This is a genomic window from Phaeodactylibacter xiamenensis (assembly GCF_000759025.1).
Taxonomy (GTDB): domain Bacteria; phylum Bacteroidota; class Bacteroidia; order Chitinophagales; family Saprospiraceae; genus Phaeodactylibacter; species Phaeodactylibacter xiamenensis.
Genome location: NZ_JPOS01000010.1, coordinates 219,454 through 242,797 on the forward strand (window position 1 = coordinate 219,454; position 23,344 = coordinate 242,797).

18 protein-coding genes are annotated in these 23,344 nt (G+C 54.0%); 4 read left to right on the forward strand and 14 right to left on the reverse strand.

The window, feature by feature from the left end; genetic code table 11:
• The 9 genes from IX84_RS30635 to IX84_RS03330 all read right to left on the reverse strand — a co-directional run bounded on the left by IX84_RS30635 (position 1) and on the right by IX84_RS03330 (position 10,275).
• The gene (locus IX84_RS30635) at positions 1 to 969 is read right to left on the reverse strand and encodes a FecR family protein (RefSeq protein ID WP_052515732.1); all 969 of its coding nucleotides are present in this window, start codon (positions 967 to 969) and stop codon (positions 1 to 3) included.
• A 5-nt stretch (positions 970 to 974) separates the two neighbouring features.
• Positions 975 to 1,448: a putative metallopeptidase gene (locus IX84_RS03295; protein ID WP_044216505.1), complete on the reverse strand. Its 474-nt coding sequence runs from the start codon at positions 1,446 to 1,448 to the stop codon at positions 975 to 977.
• 404 nt (positions 1,449 to 1,852) lie between these two features.
• A complete protein-coding gene (locus tag IX84_RS03300; protein WP_044216507.1) occupies positions 1,853 to 5,734 on the reverse strand; it encodes an AsmA family protein in 3,882 nt (1,293 codons plus the stop codon).
• Between the two features lie 102 nt (positions 5,735 to 5,836).
• A complete protein-coding gene (locus IX84_RS03305; RefSeq protein ID WP_044216508.1) occupies positions 5,837 to 6,319 on the reverse strand; it encodes a biotin/lipoyl-containing protein in 483 nt (160 codons plus the stop codon).
• Between the two features lie 183 nt (positions 6,320 to 6,502).
• Positions 6,503 to 6,904: a hypothetical protein gene (locus IX84_RS03310; protein WP_044216509.1), complete on the reverse strand. Its 402-nt coding sequence runs from the start codon at positions 6,902 to 6,904 to the stop codon at positions 6,503 to 6,505.
• On the reverse strand, positions 6,901 to 7,155 hold the full coding sequence (locus IX84_RS03315; RefSeq protein ID WP_044216510.1) for an AtpZ/AtpI family protein: 255 nt from the start codon (positions 7,153 to 7,155) through the stop codon (positions 6,901 to 6,903). The genes IX84_RS03310 and IX84_RS03315 overlap by 4 nt, the downstream gene beginning before the upstream one ends.
• The gene (locus IX84_RS03320; protein ID WP_044216511.1) at positions 7,142 to 7,627 is read right to left on the reverse strand and encodes a bactofilin family protein; all 486 of its coding nucleotides are present in this window, start codon (positions 7,625 to 7,627) and stop codon (positions 7,142 to 7,144) included. Before IX84_RS03320 ends, IX84_RS03315 begins: the two co-directional genes overlap by 14 nt.
• A gap of 195 nt (positions 7,628 to 7,822) precedes the next feature.
• Positions 7,823 to 8,875 (reverse strand): PorP/SprF family type IX secretion system membrane protein, encoded by a 1,053-nt coding sequence (locus IX84_RS03325; protein WP_044216512.1) that lies wholly within the window; start codon positions 8,873 to 8,875, stop codon positions 7,823 to 7,825.
• A 302-nt stretch (positions 8,876 to 9,177) separates the two neighbouring features.
• Positions 9,178 to 10,275 (reverse strand): trypsin-like peptidase domain-containing protein, encoded by a 1,098-nt coding sequence (locus IX84_RS03330; protein ID WP_044216514.1) that lies wholly within the window; start codon positions 10,273 to 10,275, stop codon positions 9,178 to 9,180.
• Between the two features lie 93 nt (positions 10,276 to 10,368).
• On the opposite strand from IX84_RS03330, the gene IX84_RS03335 reads away from it, so the two are divergent.
• A complete protein-coding gene (locus IX84_RS03335) occupies positions 10,369 to 11,163 on the forward strand; it encodes an Fpg/Nei family DNA glycosylase (protein WP_044216516.1) in 795 nt (264 codons plus the stop codon).
• 36 nt (positions 11,164 to 11,199) lie between these two features.
• Here IX84_RS03335 and IX84_RS03340 read toward each other — a convergent pair whose 3' ends face one another.
• The 4 genes from IX84_RS03340 to IX84_RS03355 form a co-directional block, all read right to left on the reverse strand.
• Positions 11,200 to 11,412 (reverse strand): hypothetical protein, encoded by a 213-nt coding sequence (locus tag IX84_RS03340; RefSeq protein WP_044216517.1) that lies wholly within the window; start codon positions 11,410 to 11,412, stop codon positions 11,200 to 11,202.
• A gap of 69 nt (positions 11,413 to 11,481) precedes the next feature.
• Entirely contained in the window at positions 11,482 to 11,709 is a 228-nt protein-coding gene (locus IX84_RS03345) for a hypothetical protein (protein WP_044216519.1), read from the reverse strand.
• A 55-nt stretch (positions 11,710 to 11,764) separates the two neighbouring features.
• Entirely contained in the window at positions 11,765 to 13,615 is a 1,851-nt protein-coding gene (locus tag IX84_RS03350; protein WP_044216521.1) for a hypothetical protein, read from the reverse strand.
• 54 nt (positions 13,616 to 13,669) lie between these two features.
• Positions 13,670 to 16,075, reverse strand: a complete 2,406-nt coding sequence (locus IX84_RS03355) for an APC family permease (RefSeq protein WP_044216522.1) — start codon at positions 16,073 to 16,075, stop codon at positions 13,670 to 13,672.
• 114 nt (positions 16,076 to 16,189) lie between these two features.
• Here IX84_RS03355 and IX84_RS03360 point away from each other — a divergent pair, with 114 nt between their 5' ends.
• From IX84_RS03360 to IX84_RS31985, 3 genes are all read left to right on the forward strand, one after another.
• Entirely contained in the window at positions 16,190 to 17,599 is a 1,410-nt protein-coding gene (locus IX84_RS03360; RefSeq protein WP_044216524.1) for a hypothetical protein, read from the forward strand.
• A 124-nt stretch (positions 17,600 to 17,723) separates the two neighbouring features.
• A complete protein-coding gene (locus IX84_RS32795; protein ID WP_052515733.1) occupies positions 17,724 to 20,741 on the forward strand; it encodes a fibronectin type III domain-containing protein in 3,018 nt (1,005 codons plus the stop codon).
• Between the two features lie 97 nt (positions 20,742 to 20,838).
• Entirely contained in the window at positions 20,839 to 21,531 is a 693-nt protein-coding gene (locus tag IX84_RS31985) for a LuxR C-terminal-related transcriptional regulator (protein ID WP_160213642.1), read from the forward strand.
• Here the strand turns inward: IX84_RS31985 and IX84_RS03380 are convergent.
• Positions 21,468 to 23,330 (reverse strand): sensor histidine kinase, encoded by a 1,863-nt coding sequence (locus IX84_RS03380; protein ID WP_160213644.1) that lies wholly within the window; start codon positions 23,328 to 23,330, stop codon positions 21,468 to 21,470. The two genes, IX84_RS31985 and IX84_RS03380, sit on opposite strands and share 64 nt — an antisense overlap.
• Positions 23,331 to 23,344 lie beyond the last annotated feature (14 nt).

Here is a 23,344-nt window from a genome sequence, read left to right on the forward strand (position 1 = left end):
TTACGAGTTATCCGAAATAATGACCTTCCCGGCTTTCAACTCAAAGGCCAGGCCCATCGGCCAGCAGATGGCCTCGAGTGCAGCATTCAGGTCGCCGCTTTCAAAGAAACCAGTGTATTCCCGGTCGGCCAGGTCTTTTGGCAGCTTTACCTTGACTTCAAACTGCCGCTCCAGTTCCTCAAATACCATTTGGAGGTTGGTGGCCTCAAAGTAGTGCATGCCCTCGCGCCAGGCGGCTTCCTTGTCCTTGTCAAAAGTATCTGTATTCAGCACATTGCCCATCGCGACTATTCTTTCGCCAGGCGCAAGCATTTGTGATCGGCTGCCAGCGGAAACATATACGGAGCCGGTGTAACAAGCTGCTGCAAAACGCCCCTTCCTGGCCTCCACGTTAAAGCTTGTACCCAACACACGGACCGTACCGTAGGGTGTTTTCACAATAAAGGGCGTACCTTTCTTTACATCAAAAAAGCCTTCGCCATTCAATTCGACATGCCGGGCACGCAGCCACTCCTGAGGCTCGTAGGAGATGGAGGACTGTGCGTTGAGCGTCACCGTTGAACCATCGGGCAGTTCGTAGATGTCCTGGTCAGCAGTAGTGGTCACAAGTCGTATTTCCGGAGGCTCGGGCAAGGCCCACCAGCCTGCCAGTATCAACAGCGTAGCCACGACTGCCGCCAGTATACTCATCCGCCTACGCTGCCAGAGGGGCACCACCTTAGCTTCGTCCCGGGTGGCGCGATCAATTGTGGACCATAACTTATCCACCTGCGCCTGCGTGGGCTCCTGCGTGTCAAATTCCATAGCAAGCACCAGGTCCCGGGCCTTTTCGACTTCCGGCTTCGCTTCCGGGTGCTCTTCAAGCCATTCCGACCAATCGGCATCATGGTCGCCCCGGCGCACCCAGTGGATAAAGTCCGTCTCCTGGGCCAGGGCCACTGCATCGTAATTGACGTATTGTGCTTTCATGTTTTTTAGTTTTGTCCGAACAGTTCGTCCAGATAAGCAGCCCGGGTGGCGTTCCGGTAGTTGTACCGGCAGCTGCCATCCCCACTCTGCATGATGCTGAGGCAAAAACCCGCTGCATCCTTCGTATCATCGTGCGACCGGCCCAGATAACAATGCCCCAGCTCGTGGAAGATCAGGTGTTCCCGCTCCAGGTCATCGGCAGCCGACCAGGTCGTAGCCCTGATTTCAATGATGCTGATGCCCGAAGTGTACTGGGTACATAAACCCACCTGCCCGGCAGCCAGTTCATCCGAAAAAACGGCACCAATCTGCTCGGCAGCCAGCTGAATATGCAGCCCCCGCAGCGCTCCTTCGGCTTCAAAGCGTTCAAAGTAAGGCTGAAAGGCCGCATCCACAGTGATTGCAGGCGTTGCCTCCTCCGCTTTTTGGCAGCCGGCCAGCACCGATAAAAATACGATAATTGCAGGGATTCGCTTCATGACAGTCTTTCAGTTTGTAAAATAAGGCAGGAGGGCGGAGAGTTGTACTCAAAAAACGGAGGTTTTTTTACTTTTTTCTCACCGGGTGCAGTAAGCCAAGCCATTGCCAGGGCATTCACCCGGTGTGCTGTGCCTGGTCAAGGGTACACACGCTATGCGAGCAGCCAAAGACTCCTGTCGGGGAGCTTCCCGCTCTCCGGCAGGTTTCCATGGAAGAAGCTGGGGCAGAGCTCTTGGGAAGTACCAGGCTTAAGCTCTACACCAGCTGCAGCGGGGCATTTGAACGGTGTACTTGGGCCCGGGAGCAGGGCGCCGGGCGAAAGGACCGACTCTAAGAGCGCCCGGCGAAGGGACCGACTACGTGTAAAACTACGTCGGACGGAAAGTGCGCCGGGCGGAAGCATTCACTCTCTCGACAACACCCACTTTACCCGCAAGCCGGCACCCCGGTCATCCGGGATCAGGCGAAGAAGAATGTTGGGACCACTGAGCCCTTCTTCAATTTGCTCCAAAGCGGCACGGTTGAGGTCGCGGCGGAACAGGTTCGCCATGGGGATTTCCAGAAGCATATCTGTGCGTCGTTGATCGCTTAGGTCGTACTGGCCCGAAACGGCGAAAGTCAGTACAGAGGAGCGGACTTCCATACGCTCAATGCCCAGCAGCTGCCCATTGAGCTGAAAGCGGTTCTCCAGGGTAGCAAAGTCGATGTGGCTGAGGTCACGGCGGGCAAAGAGCAGGTTGCGTACCGAATCCAAAGCGGGCAGCTCCAAAAGGGCGCCATCGGTGAGGTAAAGGTCGAAGTGCCCCCGCAGGCTGTTGGTATCCAATTCGTAATTAGCATTGGCACGGGCCTGAAATTTGATGCCGGCGGTAAGCTTTCCCTCAAGGTTCTGATGCCGTAGCGCCGACTGCCCGAAGTTGTCAAAAGCACGGAAGGCTTTGCGCACATCGGTGTTTTGAAGGTCGGCCTGCAGGTTGAGCACCGGTGCATTCTCTTCCATACCGGTCACCTCACCGGAAAGCCGAAAGGTGCCGTCTGCCAAATCCATGACAGCATCATCGAAGGCAACCCTGCCCTTGCCCATCTCCACCCGCCCGCCAACGGCCCGGGCAACAAAGACCCGGTAATTGACGGTATCAAATTGCATACGGAAATCGGCCTCAATATTTTCCAGCCCGGCATTGACCAGCCGGGTGATAACGGTTGGCGACTCGGCTTGTTCTGCCTGCTGGACCTGGAATTTTTCCGGTGCTTTGAACCGGTCCAGGTTGAAGCGGGGGCTCTGCACCTCAAAGCTGGCCTTCAGCGTACGGTCGGGCAGGAAAAGGAAAGGCAGGAAGTTGCAGATGGTACCGTGCCCGCTGATTTTGTTCTGATTGAGCAGCAGGCCCACCTCTTCCAGGTGCAGATCAGCCCCATCAAAGGAAAACCGGGTGTCTACCGCTTTGAAGTCGTAGCCCCGGGGCACGAAGGTAAATTGCCCGTTGGTAATCTGCCCATACCCTTTGAGGTCCGCCTTCAGCAGCGCCTCCTGCACATCCACATGCCGGTGGGGCTGCCCGGCGTAGTCAAACTGTACGCTCGCCCGCCCGCCCCGGAAACGGAGCTGAGCAGAGGAGAACATGCGGTCCAGCTCTTCAAGTGGCATATCCACCGCTGCCTGAGCCTCAAGGAAGGGGTCGTGCAATTGGGTCAGCCGGGCACGGGCATGCATAGGCGTATTCCCAAAAAGCTCAGCCTGTACTGTATCCAGCACCACACAGCTGCCCCCTTCTTCACAAGCCCCGATAAAACGGCTTTCAAAATATACTTTTGACAGCCGCAGGGACTGATACTGCAAAGTGTCTGTCCGGACCTGCAGCGCTCCTTCTATGCGTTGCAGCGCGCGCGCAATGGTACGCCCAACGGTGTTGCCTTCCTCCTGCACTTCCGGGTTTTGCCTGATAAAATTAAAAGCATTGAGGTCTATCCCCCGGCTGTCTACCTCAAGTTTGGCGCGCAGGCGGGGGGTGTTTTGACCAAAAACAAAAGGCAGTACATCATCGATCCGACCACGGACCTGCCCCCGGTTGCCATTGACATTTACCTGCAGGGAGTCCAAGTAAACGTGAGACGCATCAAAGTGAACCGCAGCGTTAACGCCCCCGAATTTATAGCCTTGTGGCAAATAGTCAAAGGCGGCATCCTGAAGCTGAACCCGCCCGTTAAGGCCAGCTTGCAGTACGGCCTGATTGAGGCTGCCGTAACTGCGCAGGCTGCCTTCGTACGACAGTTGCAGCTGATAATGGCCCGCTTTAAGCGACAGCAACTTTTGGGGCATGAGCGGCTGCAGGTCACTCAGAGGCGCATCGGCCTGAAGCTGAAAGCGGAGCCGCGGGTCACTCAGGTTGGAAAGATGAGCATTACCCCTAAGCGGCACGGCACCGAAGGCGGTTAGCTGAAGGCGGTCTATCTCGACACAGGCTTGCCCACCGGCACACCATCGGCGCAAAGTAGCCTCAAAGGCGATATCTGTGGCCCGAAGCTGCCGGTAGTGGAGCGCCTGCGCCTGTACCGCTACCCTGCCCTGCAGACGGGAGGCAAGCTCCTGAATGGTCTGCCCCAGGCGTTGCCCGGGGGGTGCCTGAGTTGCCGGTTGCGTACTCCCGGAAGCCGGCCACTCGCCTATCCATTGCTCCAAATGGATTGTTGGCAGCTGTAACTGCATATCCGCCCATAAACGGGCGGGCTTCTGAAAAGCCAGTCGGAGCAAATCGTGTACACGGCCCGAAAAGGCCACTTGCTGATCGTCAAATACCAGCGTGCCACCCCTTAAGTCCAAATCCCGGGAATCAAACCGGAAGCTGGTATACAGATCCTCAACTGGTGTATTGAGCGACCGATGCCAGAAAGTAGCTTTCCGCAATTCCCCATACCCCCTTAGCTGTACCTGTGGGTTCGCCACAGTGGAGTCCATCAGGGCAGTGGCATTGCCTTCCAGCTCAAAGCCCAGCTCCAGATGCCCGGCTTTGATGTCCCAGCCAGGGTCTGATAAGTAGGGCTTGAGGCGCTTTAATGGTGTGCTCAAACTACCGTTTAGGATGATTTCGGGTGACTGCAGGTTGTGGTTGAAATAAGAGAACTGCACCGGGAGTTGACCGAACAAGAGCGCAGAATCAACTTCCACCCTCAGGCAACCGGTTTGGGGTGTGATGAGGCGGGCCGTATCACAGTCATTCTGAAAATGAGCGCGCAGCTGCACTTCCGTAAAGTCCATATTGGCAGCTGAAAGCGTCAGGTCGTGGGCATCAATGCGGACCTCCAGAGGCGTGGGCTGCCCCGGAATGGTAGGCCCGTGAACAATAACTTCCACCGGCAGTTCGCCCTGAACGTCAAACCGCTCTGTCGCCTTCCGTATATTTTGGGCGACAATTTGCTGCCCATCAGCCAGGCTAATGCCGGGCGTTCGGATTTCGAGGTGCAGCAAACCCGGCTTTCCAGGCTCAAGATAGCCCTGCACCTGTAGGTCATTATCCAAAACTGACACTCGGGAGGCTTCCATCAGGTGTAAACGGCGACTGACAAGGGGAACTCCCACTTTTAGGTCAAGATCAACCGCTTGATTTTCTAAAAATGGCCCGTTGCGGGGCTTAAAGGTAAGCCCATGAGCAAAAGCCCTGCCTTGCAAATGCGCGAGCAGCAGCGTGTCTTGCTGTTCAAAATCCAGGGTACTTTCTTCCAGCACAAAGCGATGCTGCTTGTGCAGGCTGTCGTCTTCGTAGCTGAAAAACACGCCATTCAGGCTCAGGTCGTTCAGCTGCTGAGAAGTCCTCATTTGCGCACTGTCCAGCAGAGGGCCGGACGGGGATTTTTGCTTAAGAAAGTCCAGGTTGGTATACCCGGAAGTATCCTTGTACAGCTGAATGCGGGCACTGTCTACGCTAACGGAGCGGACTTCCACTTGTTGCTGCAACAGGGACCAGGGGCGGAAAACGAGGTCAAGTTCCCGGATCCGGAGCAGCTCCCGGTGGTGCTGATCGAAAGCGGTGTCCCGCAGGGTAAGGTTGTAGAGAGATAAAGAGAGAAATGGGAAGTGATCGAAGTACCGGAACTGATAGTGATCAAAGTTGGTCTGAACGCCCAGTTCCTGTTCAGACACCTGCTGAATAATGCGCGGCACCCGCTCCTGATCCGATACAGCGAGGTAGTACACCAGCCCCGTGAAGAGCAGGAACAATACCACACTACTCCCCAGGAAGACCAGGAAGTAGTGTAGTACAGTGCGTGTGCTTCGGGATACCGGCATACAACGTTTTTTGAGCTAGAAAAGAAGGCTCAGAATATAAACGCATAATAGCCGCTATTTGCTCGGTAAGACTACAGAAGCTTGTGGGTTAGCCTCAAATACTTACTCCATTTCGATCAGCAGGTGGTTTTTCTCCACTGCTTCGCCTTTAGAGACATTGACTTTTTTGACCACGCCTGTGCCCGGAGCCTTGATGACGTTCTCCATCTTCATTGCTTCCAGTATCAGCAGCGGCGTGCCTTCTTCCACTTCCTGCCCTGCCTCTATACTTACTTCCAGGACCAGTCCGGGCATAGGTGCGTTAATGTCTTTCACGACCTGATGCGTGACCACGGACAACCCCAGCCGCTTCACCAGCTGATCGTACTCATCTTCGAGCTTAACTTCGTAGATGACGCCGTTGATCTTCAGTTCGAAAACTTTTTCGTTGTAGTTCGTGCCCAGCACTTCAGCATTGTAAGACAGATTGTCCTGAATAATGTGGAAGTTGCCGTCTGCGGTAGGAATAATATCCAGTTCACCCTTGATTTCGTCAAAGGTGTGTTTTTCATTGACGGTGGCGCGGAAGGTTTTGCCGTTGACCATATTTCTTGTTTGTTGGTTTTATAGTTCTCCAAGGCGAGATTAATGCATTTTGACTTGCTCTTTTTTCCGCTCGCTGCGTTGAAAAGCCTCGCCGTAGCTGAGGCTATGACTGCGTTTTTCGCCTTGCGAGCGAAAAAAATACCTGCGTCAACTTTGCACAAATCCTGCCTTGGAGAACTATAGTTATTCTTTTTGGTCTGTTGGTGTGTTCAATCGGCCTAATTTCATCATAATATAAGTCTCGAATATAGTGTATATCAGGTACATCAGGAAGAAAGGGATGATAAAAAAGCGGGAATCCGGCTGCATAAGTTGATTGTACCCCAAAATGAACAGGATCGCGATAAATATTTTACCGATAGTGACGCCCAGAGACACATTTGTGAAGTCGTGCTTATTATCACTAAAGGCGGCTTTGCGGCCGGCGTAGTACATCACCACACTCAGCAGTACGAAGATACCCAGGCTAATCCAGGCAATCGGCTGTACATCGGCAAACTGAGGGAAGGTATTGATACCGAAGGCTGTAGCGGCAGCGATGAGGGTAACGAGTGCCAGTTGGAGATAAAACGCTTTTGCAGTCACTGATCTTTGTTGTTTTGGAAAAGAATGTCCTTAAGGGTAAGGTAAAGCGCTGCAAAGATAGAGAGTAAAGCCAAAAGGACCGTCAGATAGGGACGTTCGGTTTGCAACCGGGCATCAAGTTTCTGCCCGGCGAACGTCCCTATCAGGATGATAACGCCCATTTGGATGGCCATTCCAGAGTACTTGAGGTAGGCATCCACCTGTTTACGGGGGGCATCTTCACGGTCCTGGTCTTTTTTAGGATTGGGCACCTGCTGCCTTGTTTTCTTTTACGTTGCTGGAGGATTTACGGTCTGCAGTTTTGCCATCAGGTCTAACGCCGGAGCCGTTTCTGCGGGCGGTACCTGCTCCCATAGAGCACGTGACATTAAAGGTTGCGCCAGACTGCACAATTAGCTTCTCTGTAGATACTTCACCACTGACTACCGCAGATTCACGGACATTCAGGAGCTCACTCACTTCGAGGGTACCTTCAAATTTACCTTCCACTACCGCATTCTGACAGCGGATTTCGCCTTCAACATAGCCTGTAGGCCCAATGATAACCTTGGCGTCACAGACCAGCTTGCCTTTGATCGTGCCATCAATGCGGATGTCACTTTCTGACTTTACGGTACCTTCCACAACCGTACCTTTGACCAGGCTGTTGAGCCCGCTTGAAACGGTTGATGCACTATTGCTTTTCGTATTGGTGTTTTCTTTCTTGTTATTACCTCCGAACATAGTCCTGCTGTTTAAAGCGTGATATAATTAGTTAATGGGATAAAACCGGGGGCAGATGAAGGGTTTATTATCGTAGGTCAACAACGAAGATAACGCCGATGACCGGGTTTTGCAAAGCTTTACAAATAAAATCGCCCCAGGCTTAGGTAGCACGGGGCGATTTTACTGGCATGCAAGAGTCAGGCAACTGTCCGGTTAGAAGTTCGGACAGTATACCCCACGGCGTTCGATACCGCAGATTTTATACGCCAGGGCGAACTCGAAGCCGCCGTTGGCGTTACTCGCCTCCCGCAGGGGTGATACATTAATATCATAGCTGAAGCCGAGGCTGAAGTTTTCGTAATCGAAACGGGTGGAAAGAATAGCTGCGTCGTTCAGCACACCGCTCTCGATTTTATTGGAAACGCGCGTCCACAATCCGAACTGGAAAGACTGATTGGAACTGCCATTGCCTAACAGGAATTTAAAGCTTGTACCCGCATTCACCTGGAAAGAAGGCCCCTGACTCATTACAATCACGCCTGGCACCAGGCCAAACCGGCGACCCATCATAAACTCACCACCAGCGTGGAAAGTAAAGCGGCTGTAGAGCAGGTCCTCGTCATCAGAGTTGAACGACTGATTGGAACGGTTGAGGTGGTGGAAGGCACCGCCAAAATAAAGGCTGTTGTTCTCGTCAAAAACGCTGAACCACAGCAGACCGGCAGCCAGGTCCGCAAAGATGAAGTTGTCCCGGTCAAAGACCAGCTCTTCTCCGGACGGAGCAGTGCCATCAAAACCACCGAAACCATCGTGTTGCAGCCCCCAGCGTAGCTGAAGGAAGTCGATACTGCGCTGAGCTACCCCCGCTTCAGCCCCTACCACAAGGTAGTTGGCCTGTTTGCGGTAACCGCCCATGCGCTTGCTGTAGGAGGCAGAAAGCTTACCCGTCAGGGTAGAAAAGTTAGCTTCGCCCGCTTCATCGCCCCAGAAAGTACCACCGATACCGAAGTAATCGTAGCGGCCCACGGGGATACGCTGATCGTAAGAAAAGGAATACGTATTGTAAGCATTGGACCTCAGGACACTTGCCCACTGATTGCGGTAGTTGGCAACCATTCGGATATTACAGTTCATCACACCAGTCATAGCCGGGTTCAGATTGAGCGGCGAGAGGTAGAACTGTGAGAAGTGGATATCCTGTGCGCTAATGGAAAGTGCGCCCAGGGCCAGCATACAAGTGACGAGAATCGACTTGAAATTTTTCATACAGGCGGTTATTTGTAAAATTGCTTCAATGAGTCAAAGTGATTGAATCGTAGATCTTTGTGATCGCTTTGTTTAAACTGGTGTTTTCGGTTCCTTAATTCCAGAAGCTGGAGTAGGGCTGTTAAAGCGGCGCTTTTGGGACAACCGCGTAGATGTATTTGCTAATGAATCACAATAATAGCGAATGTTAAGCAAAGGTTGAACATTTTTTCTGTTAAATGACTGCTAACGTCAAAGTCCGGTCAGAAAACAGCCAACAATAACCCTAACGTTGATTAATGGCCTTTCCGTTTGGTCAGGGCCTAATTTTCTTCCTCTTTCCGCCATATGGCTCCGTATTTCTCGACCAGCACGTTATCGTAATAGTCGGCCCGCTCAAAGAGGTGGCGGAACAATTTCATACCGGTGCTCAGGTTGAGGTAGCGGTCGAAAATCAGCAGCGAGAGCACCACATCCTGGTCTTTGATGCTAAAGGACAGGCCCTCGGTTTCGTAATTTTCGCGCAGCAGAAACTCATAGATGGGCTTGATATCCGTCTTTGGCAGGGCACACAAATAAGCGTCGCCCATAATGAGCCCTGTATCTTCGTGATAGGTGATATTGATCCGGGCGCTGCCCTCAATGATTTCCCAGTTGTTAGGCCCACGGCGGGACAGACGGACGTCCTGCCCGATTTCCACCAGTAACTCCTCAATGCTTTCGGCCACGCCCACAGGCTCGTACACTTCCGCAAACGATGGCAGGTATACCTTCGCCCCACAGTGCGGGCAATACTGATCGTTTTCCACTTCCTGTTCTGCCACCACGTTATCACAGGCTTCACAACGCGCTTTCACACCCGGCAGGGCTGCCTGATAATCCAACAGCGCCTGCTTCAGGTAGCGGACCGGCAGGGAAAATCCGATGTTGTCCCCCTGTTCCACGCCTAGCGTATTGATCCCGACAATGGTCCCCTGCCGGTCAATCAGCGGGCCACCGCTATTCCCGGGGTTGAGGGCCGCATCGTGCTGCAGGTAACGCACATTTTCCACCTCCCGGTTGGCATTGGAAATGATACCCTGCGTGATCGAAAACTCCAGCCCAAAGGGGTGCCCGATGGACACGACAACATCCCCCTCCGTCAGCTCCTCATCATTGCCCAGGGTCACCGATTCGGGCGCCACCTCAAAGGGGTCCTGCATACGCAAAAAAGCCAGATCATACCTGGGGTCGGCGTAGACCACCGTAGCCAGTTGCTTGGGGAGGCGGTCGCCCCGGACCACCACCTCGCGATTGTCCTGCACGATGTGGTTATTGGTCACCACCAGCTGCTTATCAGGCAGCAGGAAGCCCGTGCCCGTGCTGTACGGCGTGGCAATCTGAATAATGGAGTCCCGGTACCGGTCAATAATCGCTTTCATAGAGTGGTCTGAGCTACACTTCTGCCTGTGAAGGTACAAAATCGCAACAATTGCCCGCTTTTTGGAGTTCCGAATTTTCAAAGCCATAAAAACATGCCGGAATTACCAGAAGTCAACGCCAAGAAAAACCACTTCGACCAGGTGGCTCTCCACCAGAAAATTGAGGCGGTCGACCTGATTGATACGAGCTACATCCTCAAGGAGATCAGTGGGCCGGCTTTCGCCGAAAAGCTGACGGGCCGCACCTTCACCGGGTCCTACCGCCGGGGCAAGTACTTTTTCGCAGAAATGGACAATGGCGACCATGTCCTCTTCCACTTTGGGATGAGCGGCCGCTTCCGTTATTACGATGACCCCGCCGACCAGCCCAAATACGAGCGATTTGCCTTCGATTTTGAAGAGGGTGGCCGCCTCGGCTTCGACTGTCCCCGCAAACTGGCGCGCATTCATTATGTGGAGGACCTCGACGCCTTTATTGCCAAAAAGAACCTGGGAGAAGATGCCCTTGTCCTCAAAGAAGCCGACTTTTTAGAAATGGCTAAAGGCCGCAAGGGCACCATCAAAGGCTTCCTGCTCAACCAAAAGTACCTGGCTGGCATGGGCAACCTCTACGTGGATGAGGTGTGCTGGCAGCAGGGCATCCACCCGGCTTCCGTTATAGGCTTACTGAGTGAAGAAGAGCAGCGGGCGATGTTCCAAAATATGCAGGCCATCCTCCAGAAAGCCGTCGCCCTCGATGCCGTCTACCCGGATTACCCCGAAGAGTGGCTATGGAACCACCGCGATAAAGGCGGCACCTGCCCCAAAGATGGCACGGAACTGCAACGCGACAAAGTGGCGGGGCGCTCGACTTATTACTGCCCGCAGTGCCAGGAGTTGCGGAGCTAAAGGGTAAAGGGCTTCAGGGCAGGCTCACCGGGTGCACTAATCCAAGCCACTGCCGGGGCATTCACCCGGTGTGCTTTTCGTTTTGCCGTAGTCAGCACGCCGGGCGAAGGGAGAGCGCCCGGCGAGGAAGCCAAGCCAAGCCATTGCCGGGGCATTCACCCGGTGCGCTGTACGTTTGACCATAGTCAGCACGCCGGGCGAAGGGAGAGCGCCCGGCGAGGAAGCCAAGCCAAGCCACTGCCGGGGCATTCACCCGGTGCGCTTTTCGTTTTGCCGTAGTCAGCACGCCGGGCGAAGGGAGAGCGCCCGGCGAGGAAGCTAATCCAAGCCATTGCCGGGGCATTCACCCGGTGCGCTTTTCGTTTGACCATAGTCAGCACGCCGGGCGAAGGGAGAGCGCCCGGCGAGGAAGCCAAGCCAAGCCATTGCCGGGGCATTCACCCGGTGCGCTTTTCGTTTGACCACTTTTCGTTTGACCATAGTCAGCACGCCGGGCGAAGGGAGAGCGCCCGGCGAGGAGGCCAAGCCAAGCCATTGCCGGGGCATTCACCCGGTGCGCTGTACGTGTGCTGATGGTCTGTAGGCAGGGCAAGAGCCGCAATCACTCACAGGTATTCCCGTTCTGGCCACAGAACATCCCTTCCGGCAAGCCACAGTTTACGAAAGTGGTATTAGATGCCTCCATTGAACCTGTGCTTTCGATTTTTACCTGCCTGATACTTTCAATTACACTCCCAGGCTTAAGCACCACCCGGCCGGCAACCTGTAGCGCCTCTATGCGGCCCTCCGGGCAGTCCGTATGCAGTTTGCCGCTTTCTAAAATGAGCTCTCCACCATTTTCTACCGTAATTGAAGCCCCGGCCGGCAGGCTTAACTGACACTGCACCGTCAGGCGGGCATCAGCGGAAATGACCAGGCCGGAACGCAACGCCTGCGGAGCTTCCCACACGATGTCCGCACCCTGGGGAATCACCATATCTTCTGCTGTCGGGCGGCAGGGCACCGGATCAATGGTAAACCCGCCATTCCCATCCGGGAAGCGCTCAAAGTCCGGTTCCAATGCTGCAAAAAAGTGGTGCATCTTTCCAATTTGGCACTCCGTGAGGGCACAACGCTCCTGAAAATTGCACCCCAGGCGGTTGTAATCGGACTTCCAGGGGGTATCCGCGCAGCCATCGCCTCCGTCAGCATGTTTCTTGTGGGCCTGTAGCGGGCTAAGGTGATCTACCGAAAGGACATGAAAAATCTCCCCAAGCATCCCTTCCCCCAGGCCGGCTTCCGAACCGGGATAATCCACTTCGCAGGTTTGCCGCCCCGGCGTGATGCCATGTTGCCAGATATTGTACACCCCAAATAAAGCCTGGGCGGGATAGTCGGGTACCTGCCCTCGCTGACAGCCCATAGAGGAAGTCAGTCCGCCCCCACAGGGCCAGTAGCAGTCGTTCTCATCCGGTATACGGGGGTCACCGGGCGGCTCGGGCATCCATTTGCCACCGGTAATAAAAACATGGAAGGCATCCTGGGTTTCCGGAGCAATCAATGCATCATAATCCGGGTGTGAGGGGTCTGGCGATTTCAAATAGCGGTCATCCACCTGATACCAGTACTGATACCCCCCGGGCTTACAGCCGGAGAAGCCTATGCCCCAGCCTTTGTTATCGGGGTGGAAGAAGACGTCTTTTCCCGGTGTGCCGGTATTGAGCAGCCGGATCCGGGCATCTTTCATATGCGGAGAGCCATCTGTGGGGTCATCACAAAGGTTACTGAGCACCCCGTTGGGTCCATCAGGATCCTCAAACCAGGAGCGGATGATATCAATGTGTTCTGCTGTGAAGTTGCCAGGGTCGTCCGGGTGGCGCACCCACTGCCCCAGGCTATCCGGGTGCTCTTTCTGGAAAATATGCACAATGGTTTGCATGTAGCGCACCTGGGTAAGCTCAGGGTAATCCGGATCCGGAGCATAATTAACGGATTGGTCGCAGGAAGCCTCGGCCTCTTCCGATGGCCAGCAGTTGGGATACGGGCCGCCTGTTGTACCCGGAGGGCCGGGGCAAACCGAGCATTGCTCACGGGTGCGCCCGGCACGGCGATTGCGGAAACGGCACTGATCAAGGGCTGTAAAGGACGCCGTGAGCGAAAGCCACGTCTCGCGCGGCGTAGCCTGTATGGGCACCTTTTTAAAAGTATAGGCCCCGCCATCCAAAGCCGACACCTCAACTTCTGCGGCTTTCAACAAATACGCTCCCTCGACCCGGAGCAGGCCCTGCTCAGGATGTTCAGTAAAGGTGACTTCTATATCACCATAGAATAGGTCATCGGTCCAGTCGAGCGTCTCTTGATCCTCGCAAAATGCACGCTTGGTCAGCTTCACCTCCACGATAGGGCAATCAGAAACGGCAGGCTGCAGCCACAGCCAAAAACCAACTAATGCAGATAGGGCAGAAAAAATCATAAGCTTTTAATTCTGAGTCATTAAACGCTTTATGCACACAGGGAATTGTACCTCTTACTTTATCCGGATTTGAGCGGCCGCATTGACAAAGAGCGTATTCCCAATCTCCTCGTACCCTTTAAACAACTCTGCACCCTGATGCTTCACCGGCCCGTCCCGGAAACCAATGATGGTGAGATCGGCATCCTTAGATTTTTCGGAGATGATCGTCTTGGGATCGATGTCCGGCTTGCGCGGAATGACCTCGATGTTATGCCTGGAAATCGGCAGTTGCCCGGCTTCAATCAGGGTAGACAGGCGTTCACGCTCTGCCTCGACGTTGTCTTCCGGATAGAGGGCAAATATCTTGATCTGCCCACGGCTCCACTCCCGGTGCCCCAGGATGATGTAGCCCAGCAGTATCATCAGGTTGGCATTCTCATAGTCGTTAGACGTAATCCAGATGTGAATGCCTTGCTTTAGCCCGTAGCCCCGTTCCGAACTTCCAAGAATGACCAAATCAAAGTCCACCGATTTGATGAGCTTGAAGTTATCCACGATGTCCTCCAGGTTATCGGGTTTCACTTTGCTGAATTCCACGAGCAGCAGGTTATTATCCGTACCGGAAATGCCAGGTAGCTGAATGACCTGCGCCACCGCCGAGGTATAGGACGGGCTCGTCAGGGTATCAATATAAATATTGCTGTCGGTGGCCTCTGCCATTTTGATCAGGCGGGCCTTTGAGGCGCTCGCCTCCTGATAGGTGCTGCGGGACAGGTAGCCGTTAATTTTGTGGATATAGGTTCCGAAACCATAACGCTGTGCAATCCACCGGAGCATATCAAAGGCCGCAAGCCGGTCAAAGGAGTGCTCAGAAATACAAACGGCAGATGGGCGCCAGCTACCGGTCTGCTCCTTGTCGGCTTTCTGCAAAAACACCTGCAACTGCCGGCTGATCTGGAAAATCACCCCCTGGAAAATAATCGCAATATTTTTCTTGTCCGGATTGAAGCGGCTGACCAGCAGGTAAATGCCCACCATGAACAGCAGTGCCATGATGGCATAACCCGCATTCATGAAAAACATCAGTCCAAAACAGGCAATGGCCCCAAACAGAGAAATGTACCAGCGGGACCGGAACGTAGGGCGGTAGGATGGGTCAGCAGCAAAGTGCTGCAGGAAGGAAATCAGACACAGGGAACCATAAGTCACCATAAAAAACATGGAGATGATCTCCGCCACGGCATCCAGCCCGCCCATCATGATGAAGACAAAAGCCACCACTACAGTCACCACAGTAGCATTGAAAGGTTCATCATTCTTCCCCCTCCCCCGTGACAGCCAGAAATTCACAAACTTGGAAGGGATGAGCTGATCTCGGGCAATGGCCTGTAAGGTACGCGGGGCCACCAGAATAGACCCGATAGCCGAGGAAATCGTAGCTGCTGCCAGGCCGACGGGAACCAGCCACCAGCCCTGCCAGGCAATTTCGCCCATTACCAGCCGGCTAGTGTCCGCCAGTTGCTCGGGGCTGGCAGATACCGCCAGCTTGTAGGCAATAAAAACGTAGACCACCATGCCCGTCAGCGTCCCCGCAAGCGTACCTAAAGGAATGGAACGCCCCGGATTCTGCAGGTCGCCGGAAAGCCCCACTCCTGCCGTCATACCGGTAAATGCCGGGAAAATAATAGCGAAAACGGAAAAGAAGCTCAGTGCGACAATAGGTGGGATATTCTCCTCCTGCGCGGGCGGCTCGGCCGGGGCCGCTCTCAACTCCGGCACATTGGGATTTGCCGGGGCGGAGCTCACAGCTGTATCCAACTGGAAAGGCAACGTGGCAGAATCAATCGCCGGCTGTACCGGATTGACCTCTACCTCCTGATAAGACTGCACATTGGCAAACGGGTCGAGTGGTGTGGTTTTACCATATTCGGTTTGCCCGGCAAAGAACGCAATCAGCGCGATGCCTAGCGTAGCGACCACAAAATATAGCATCTTCACCCCCAGATCGGCACCTTTTGAAAGCACCACAATAGTCAGCAGAATCAGTGCCGGAATACTGACAGTCTGTTTCTTATCCAGCAGCCACTCCACCGCAGGCGAAAAGTGATAGGTTTCCCTAAGGTATTCAAACAAAGGGGTGAAAGCTTCTGCGAAAGCGATGATGTAGAACGCCACGCTAATGCCCTGAGAAAAGTATAAAGCGATACCGATAGACGAACCGATCACCAGGCCAAAAGAACGGGAGATGATGTAGTACTCTCCCCCACCCTCTACTTTTTGGTTGGTCGCAATCTCGGCAATCGCCATAGCCGTAGGTATGGTCACGGCGTGCCCGATGAGGATAATAGCGATCGTACCCAGCAGCCCCACCTGCCCCACTGCAAAACCAAAGCGCAAAAACATGACTGCACCGAGAATAGTGGAGATGGCCGTGAAGAATACAGGGGCAGTGCCGAATTTGCGGGCGTTGGTGCTCATTGGGTGTGTACTTTGCGGAGTAAGATACTTCTTGTCGGGTAGTTTGACAAGTTTGTTCAGTGCTGTAGACGCCTGAACAGGCAATCGTCACACAAAAGGCATTATATTTGCCGCATGCAGCAGCCTACCTTTTTTCAGTTTGAATCTGCGACGCCCCGCCGGCTGGGGTACCTTGGCATGTTCGGTCTTTTGGTACTCGCAGCCCTGTTTTACAGGGAGCGGGCGTGGATGCTGGATATTGCCTTTCAGACCTTCCTGATGATCAACGACGGCACGGTGCAGGTCATGGTCAACCGGTTTGGGTCGGCCCTGGTGCAGTTACTGCCACTGAGTGCCATCAAACTGGGGGCTCCGGTGGAGGTGATTTCTTTTTTATATTCCATTTCTTTCCCGCTGTTATTCCTGGGTTTCTACACCATAACGGTACGGGTGCTTCGCAACGACTTTCTGGGCTGGGCCATCGTACTACTCTACACCCTCATCGTGTACGATGCCTTTTACTGGGCCACTTCTGAGCAACAGCAGGGACTGGGCGCGGTGCTGGTCTTTTTTGCCTACTGGCTGCGCTACCCCCGGCAGGATAAGCCCTGGATGTGGGCATTGAGCGCATTTTCGGTCGTGGCGCTGGCTTATTATCACCCGCTGATCTTTATCTCCTTTTACTTCCTGTGGGCGTACTTCGGGCTGCACTTTCGTGCAAAAATCAACGGTTGGGCTTACTGGGCACTGGCCGGATTTATGGCAGTCGTGCAGGGTGTAAAATCCTGGCTTTCCGCCAACTGGTACGACAATGCCAAGTACAGCTCCTTTTCGGACAACCTGACCGCCTACTTCCCGAACTACTTTGACTTTCCGGCACACAGCAAATTCCTTTATAACGCCCTCACCATCTGGTATGGATTCCCCGTTTTACTGTTGGTGGTTACCGGTTTTTACCTGTACCGCCGCCACTGGCTCAAGCTCGGGCTGATATGGCTGACCTGCTTTGGCTACCTTATGTTATTGCACATTGGCTCGCCGGAGTCCGAACACCGCTTTTACGTAGAGGTGAACTATATGGCCCTAAGTATTTTTGTCGGAGTGCCTTTCCTTTTTGAGGTCGCCCCGCTGCTCAAAGGGCGCAAGCTGGCTTATCTCCTTGGAGGTATCCTTGCCCTGCGCCTTGGCACCATCGCTATCCACCACCAACCCTTTGAAGCCCGCTGGCGATGGGTGGAACAAGCCGTAGCTGCCCCCGAATCCGGCAACCGGTTCTACCGCACAGAAGCAGAAGCGCCAATGGACACCCTGCTGATGTCCTGGGGTATCCCTTACGAAAGCCTGCTGATTTCCAACGCCCGGACCGAGGGGCAAAACGTGCGCACCCTGCTCGTCCACCCGGATATGAAAGCCTTTGAAGAACCCCTTGAGCAAGACACGGTTTTCATTACGCCTTTCAAGACCTATCCCGTGCGGGAATTAAATACATCCTATTTCCCAATTGGCCGGGGCTCCTACAAAAGTTTGCCAGGCGACATACGATAACACAATGTCCACTACAGGCTGCTGCTCCTGTTGAAATGCTACGATTTTTGTGTAACCTCTGAACAAATAGCCATTATTGGCAATAGATACGTTCAGCAACTTCAAAACACAAAAACAGATAAGCATGAAAAAAAGACTTCTACCGCTCTTCGCCTTGTTATTTTTCGCCCTGGGCGTACAAGCCCAGCGCAATTGCGGCGCCACCGAATACATGGAGCTACAGCAGGAAACCTATCCCAAATTCGAAGAAAACAGACAGCAAATTGAAAAACATACCAACCGGATGCTGGCACAGCCCGGGCTGAGGTCTGTCAACGGGACCATTACCATACCAGTGGTGGTGCATGTGGTGTACAACAACCAAAGCGAAAACATCAGTATGGCGCAGATTCAAAGCCAGATTGATGTACTGAACGAGGACTTCCGCCGGCTCAATCCTGACGCTTCTGATACCCCCGGTGACTTCCAGCCGGTGGCTGCAGATTCAGAAATTGAATTCTGCCTGGCAACGGTAGACCCGCAAGGCAACCCGACAGATGGCGTCACGCGGACACAAACTTCCAATTCCTCATTTGGTACTAACAACACTGTAAAATTTTCCAGCAGTGGTGGCAAAGATGCCTGGCCCGCTGATCAGTACATGAACGTCTGGGTATGCGACATTAGTGGCGGTATTTTGGGATACGCGCAGTTCCCCGGTGGCCCGGCAAGCACTGATGGTATCGTTGTGGACTATCAGTACTTTGGTACAATTGGTACAGCTACTGCCCCCTTCGACCTGGGCCGTACTGCCACACATGAAGTCGGCCACTACCTCAACCTCCGCCACATCTGGGGCGATGGAAACTGTAATGTAGACGATCAGGTGGGAGATACGCCCCGGGCTGGTGGCCCCAATTACACCGGTGGTGCCTGTAATTACCCCGGCCCCAACAGCTGTAATGAAGGTGCCGGCGACCTGCCTGATATGTTTCAGAACTACATGGACTATTCCGATGATGGCTGTATGAATTTGTTTACGCTCGGCCAGAAAGCCCGGATGCGCGCTCTGTTTGAGCCGGGCGGCTTCCGCGCAAGCCTGCTCAACTCATCCGTCTGCGGACCAGTCATACCACCTACCTGCGATGATGGCGTTCAGAACGGGGACGAAGAGGGCGTGGACTGCGGAGGCTCCTTCTGCGATGCCTGCCCCTGCAATACCGCTGGCCTGACGCTGTCCATAACGCTTGACAACTATCCGGAAGAGACTTCCTGGTCCATCACCAATGCTTCCAATTCCATCGTCGCGTCCGGAGGCAACTACGGCAACCTGCCCGATGGCGCCACGGTGACCGAAAATATCAACCTGAGTGGAGGCAACTATACCTTCACCATCAACGACACTTATGGCGATGGCATATGCTGTCAGTATGGCAACGGCTCCTACACCCTGACCGATAGCGATGGGGCGGTGATTGCCTCCGGTGGTGGATTTGGCAGCTCAGAAAGCACTGACTTCTGTACCGATGCGCCTGCGGCCACTTGCGATGATGGCATCCAAAACGGAGCGGAGACCGGTATAGACTGTGGCGGGCCTGACTGCCCTGCCTGTCCGACCTGCAATGATGGCATTCAGAATGGTGCAGAAACCGGCATCGATTGCGGTGGGCCCGATTGCGCCCCCTGCATACAGAGCTGTGACGACCCCGTCAACCTTGCTGTATCGAATATTACGGCTACAAGTGCTACGCTTTCATGGGCACCACAGCCCAATGCGAATCTCTACCGTATCCGCTACCTGCCTGATGGTGGCAGTTTAACCACTCTGACTTCCGCATCAAATAGTATAACGCTTACCGGGCTCACGCCGGACATCAACCATCAGTGGCAGGTGCGCACCGAGTGCAATAACGGCAACTCCGCTTACATCACAGGCACGTCATTTATCACACAGGCAAATGCATGCCCTGATAGCGATGACGATGGCATTTGCGATGCTGATGACCAATGCCCGGGCTTCGATGACAACCTTATCGGTACAGCTTGTGATGATGGGGACGACTGTACTGAAAATGATACTTACAGCAACGATTGTAATTGCGCTGGCACGCTCATTGATGCGAACAATAACGACATTTGCGATTTGGACGAAGCCGGCTGCACCACTCCTCTCAACCTGCAGGCCAGCGATCTCACCAACAGCAGTGCACTCCTGAGCTGGAGTGTTGTCCCTGCCGCAGGCACCTACGAGTTACAATACCTGGAACAGGGGGCCCCTTTAAGCAACCTCGTCAGCATAAATGTCGGCAGCAGTAGCTCAATAGTTGCCGGGCTTGATGCAGGCACCACCTACCTTTGGCGGGTGCGGGCACTTTGCAGCGGAGAAAATGCTCCATGGTCTTCTGTGGAGACATTCACCACCTTGTCCGGTGCATGCCCGGATGACGATAACGATGGTATCTGCAATGCAGACGATCAATGCCCTGCCTTTGATGACAACCTCATCGGCACAGCCTGTGACGACGGGGACGACTGCACAGAGAATGATACTTACGGCAACGATTGCAACTGCACAGGAACCCTGATTGACACCAACAATAATAACATCTGCGACCTCAACGAAGCCTGTACAGATCCGGTCAACCTCAATGCAGTAGCCTTCTCCAATACCACTGCCCAGTTCTCATGGGATGCGGTGCCGGCTGCGAATGCCTACCGTTTACAGTTCCGGCCGATTGGCGGCAATCCCGTTTCTCTGGATATCCCGGGCAATACGTATGTGGCAAACGGGCTGCCCCCTGCTTCTACCGTACAATGGCGGGTACGGGCACTTTGCGACAACGAGAATTCCGGATTTGTAGTGGGCCCGGCGGTTACCTTAAGCGATCCTACACGGACCCGTGCTGCAGAGACCGGCTTCGAACTCTTCCCAAACCCGACTTCCGGCAACTTTACGCTCGCACTAAAGGATTGGGATGGGCGTCCGGGTGCGGTCCTCATCCGCAGTGCGGTAGGGCAAGTCCTTTATCAGGCGACCGCCGCTCATTCGCAGCTCAACATCGACCTGCGGGCACTGAATATCCCGGCGGGCGTGCTCTTCATTACAGTTGAACAGGATGGCCGGGCCCCGATGACCAAGCGGCTGCTGTATAATGGACAGTAGCCTCTGCTAAGCAGGCTCAGAGTCCTCCATCTGCAAACGGCAGGTGGGGGACTTTTTTTTCTCCATTTAGTTGGCTACCTTTAAGGTAGAACCAGTCTTGTCTACTCAAGTGCGCCCACTTTACCGTATTATCATTTTTGACGATCACCCGCTTATTCACGAGGGGCTTAAACAGTTGCTCGAAGGCGAAGAAGCGTTTACCATCCAAAGTTGTGCCGGCAGCGCTGAAGAACTTGAACAAGCCCTTGCCCAGACCGCTGACCTTTTGATGCTGGACTTGAATATCCGTGGAAAAAGCAGCCTGAAATGGGTGGATCATATCCGGCTTCGGCAACCTGGGATCAAAATCCTGGCCTTCTCTTCCTACCATGCCCCGGGCGTAGTACGTAGAGCCCTCAACCAAGGTGTTGATGGCTACCTTCTGAAGGACACCACTAAAGCCGAACTGCTGCAGGCCTTTAAAACCCTGCTTCGGGGCGAGTTATACCTCAGCCCGCACATCCAAATGCCGGGGCGGCCCCAGGACCCAATCTTTCAGGATACTTTCACCCGGCTCAGCAACCTGACTTCCCGGGAGCAAGAGGTAGCCAAAGCTATTCTGCAGGGCCTGAGTAGTCAGGAGATCGCAGACCGCTTGTTCATTAGCCTGCATACTGTGCAAACCCATCGAAAAAATCTATTCAGAAAGCTGGATGTTCATTCTGCAGCGGAACTGATCCGCCTGCTTCATGATACAATAGATACAGGGAATACAAACCGGAAGCAACCCCCACCGGAATCTGCCGGGTAGTAGTCAAAGGTTCCGCCGAGCAATGCCGCCCGGTCTTTGATGTGTGCCAGCCCAAGCCCCATATTCACCTCGTCCACTGACAAGCCCTTGCCATCATCGCAGTAGTGCAGGGTACACGCATCGGTGAATTCCAGAGAGAGGCGGATCCGAGTTGCCCCCGCGTGTTTGAGTGTATTGCTTAGCAGTTCCTGGACCACCAAAAAGACGGAGTAATACTGTAGCCGGCTTAGGGTCCGGACCTGTTCCGCTTCCGGCAATTGCGTGCTTACCTCAAGCCCTGCCTGATCAGCCACCTGCCCGGTCAGGGCTTCAATGGCCATGATGAGCCCTTCTTCTTCAAGCAGTGCAGGAGAAATAGCGTGGGTGAAGTTTCGGATGTTCTCGGATATTCGTGTCAGATCTTCTAAAACAGGCTCCACTTGCGTAAGCTGGCCAGAAGGCTCACCTGACAGCCGCATTTTTAGTAACGCCAGTTGGATACTAATGCCATCGTGCAGCTCCTGCGACAGGCGCTTGCGCTCTTTATATTGCCCCAACAGCAGCGCGTTGGCGGCCTTAAGCTGAGAACGGGACAGCGCCTCACTAAGCTGCGTATTCTGAATAAATGTACGCCTAAGGTAATGCCCGAACAAGCCCCCTAGTGTAAGCAGATCCAGAAGCATGAACAAAAGCGTCAGCTCCATGCTCCAGGGAGTATTGAGCGACCCTAACTGCTCGATTTCAAAAAGAGCCAGCGCGATAAGCGAAAACATAAACGCCAACAGAAAAAGCAAAGCGCCTCCCCTGCCCTCACGGCGGTAGGTGCCTATGCACGCTATGGTGATCCCAAGGTTGATCAGCAGCAACAACAGTAACCCACTGCGCCCCAGCCATATCTTCAAAAACCCTCCTAAAACCGGATAGCTCAGTACTCCAGGCATGAAAACCAGTAAGAGCGCCACCTGCGCCAACTGAAACAAACGGTGCAAGAGGGGTGCACCGTCCCGTAAACCCAGATATAACCTGGCCATTTCCAGCAAGCTTACATGAAAGAAGATCAGGAACAAATACCCCAGCCCGTTCCAGTAAGGGTGGTTGGGCCACAGGTACATCGCACCGTAGCCTGTGATGACAAATACCATCAGCAGGCCCGAGGTGATGTACAAGGCGAAGCTCAGCAGCAGCCCCTGCCGGGCGATCAGCCCCAACACGGCCATTACTACAACCAGACAAGTAAGCGCGCCAAGGAAAAGGACCATCAAAAAGCGGCTCTTCCGGTCGCCCTCTTCAAAGGCAGCAGGCTCCCACAACTGGGGCTGAATGGTAATGGTTTCTTCCCTTTTGTCATAACAGATGTACAAAACACCTTCCTGCGATGCCTCAAGGGTGATGGGGAAAAGGTAGGTAGGATGGCCGATCATGCGGTTCCCGAATGGCAAATAATCTCCCATTAGGGGCGAAGCAAGCGGAGGGCTCTCAGCCGGGGCCCAGAAAAAGGCTATCCGGTTGGTACGTACTTCCTTGCTCTGTACCAGCAATGGAAGAGGAGTTGCTCCTGAATTGCGAATGTACACTTTGACCCACAACAAGTCTTTCCCAGCGAAAAAAGCACCATCGGTGCTCGAAAGACTGCTCCACCCATGATCAGGAAGGTGCTTCAGTCCCTCCACCCCAAGCTCCGTATCGGGCGTGCGATAGAGCTGTCCCCACTCAAGCAGTTCTATCTGCCTGAAACCCGGAGTAAGCCGAAGGGTGTCCTGCCCCAACAATACATTGGAGACAATCAGGAGCAGTGGTGTGAAAAAAATAATATGCTTCACCGGGGCTTGAGTTA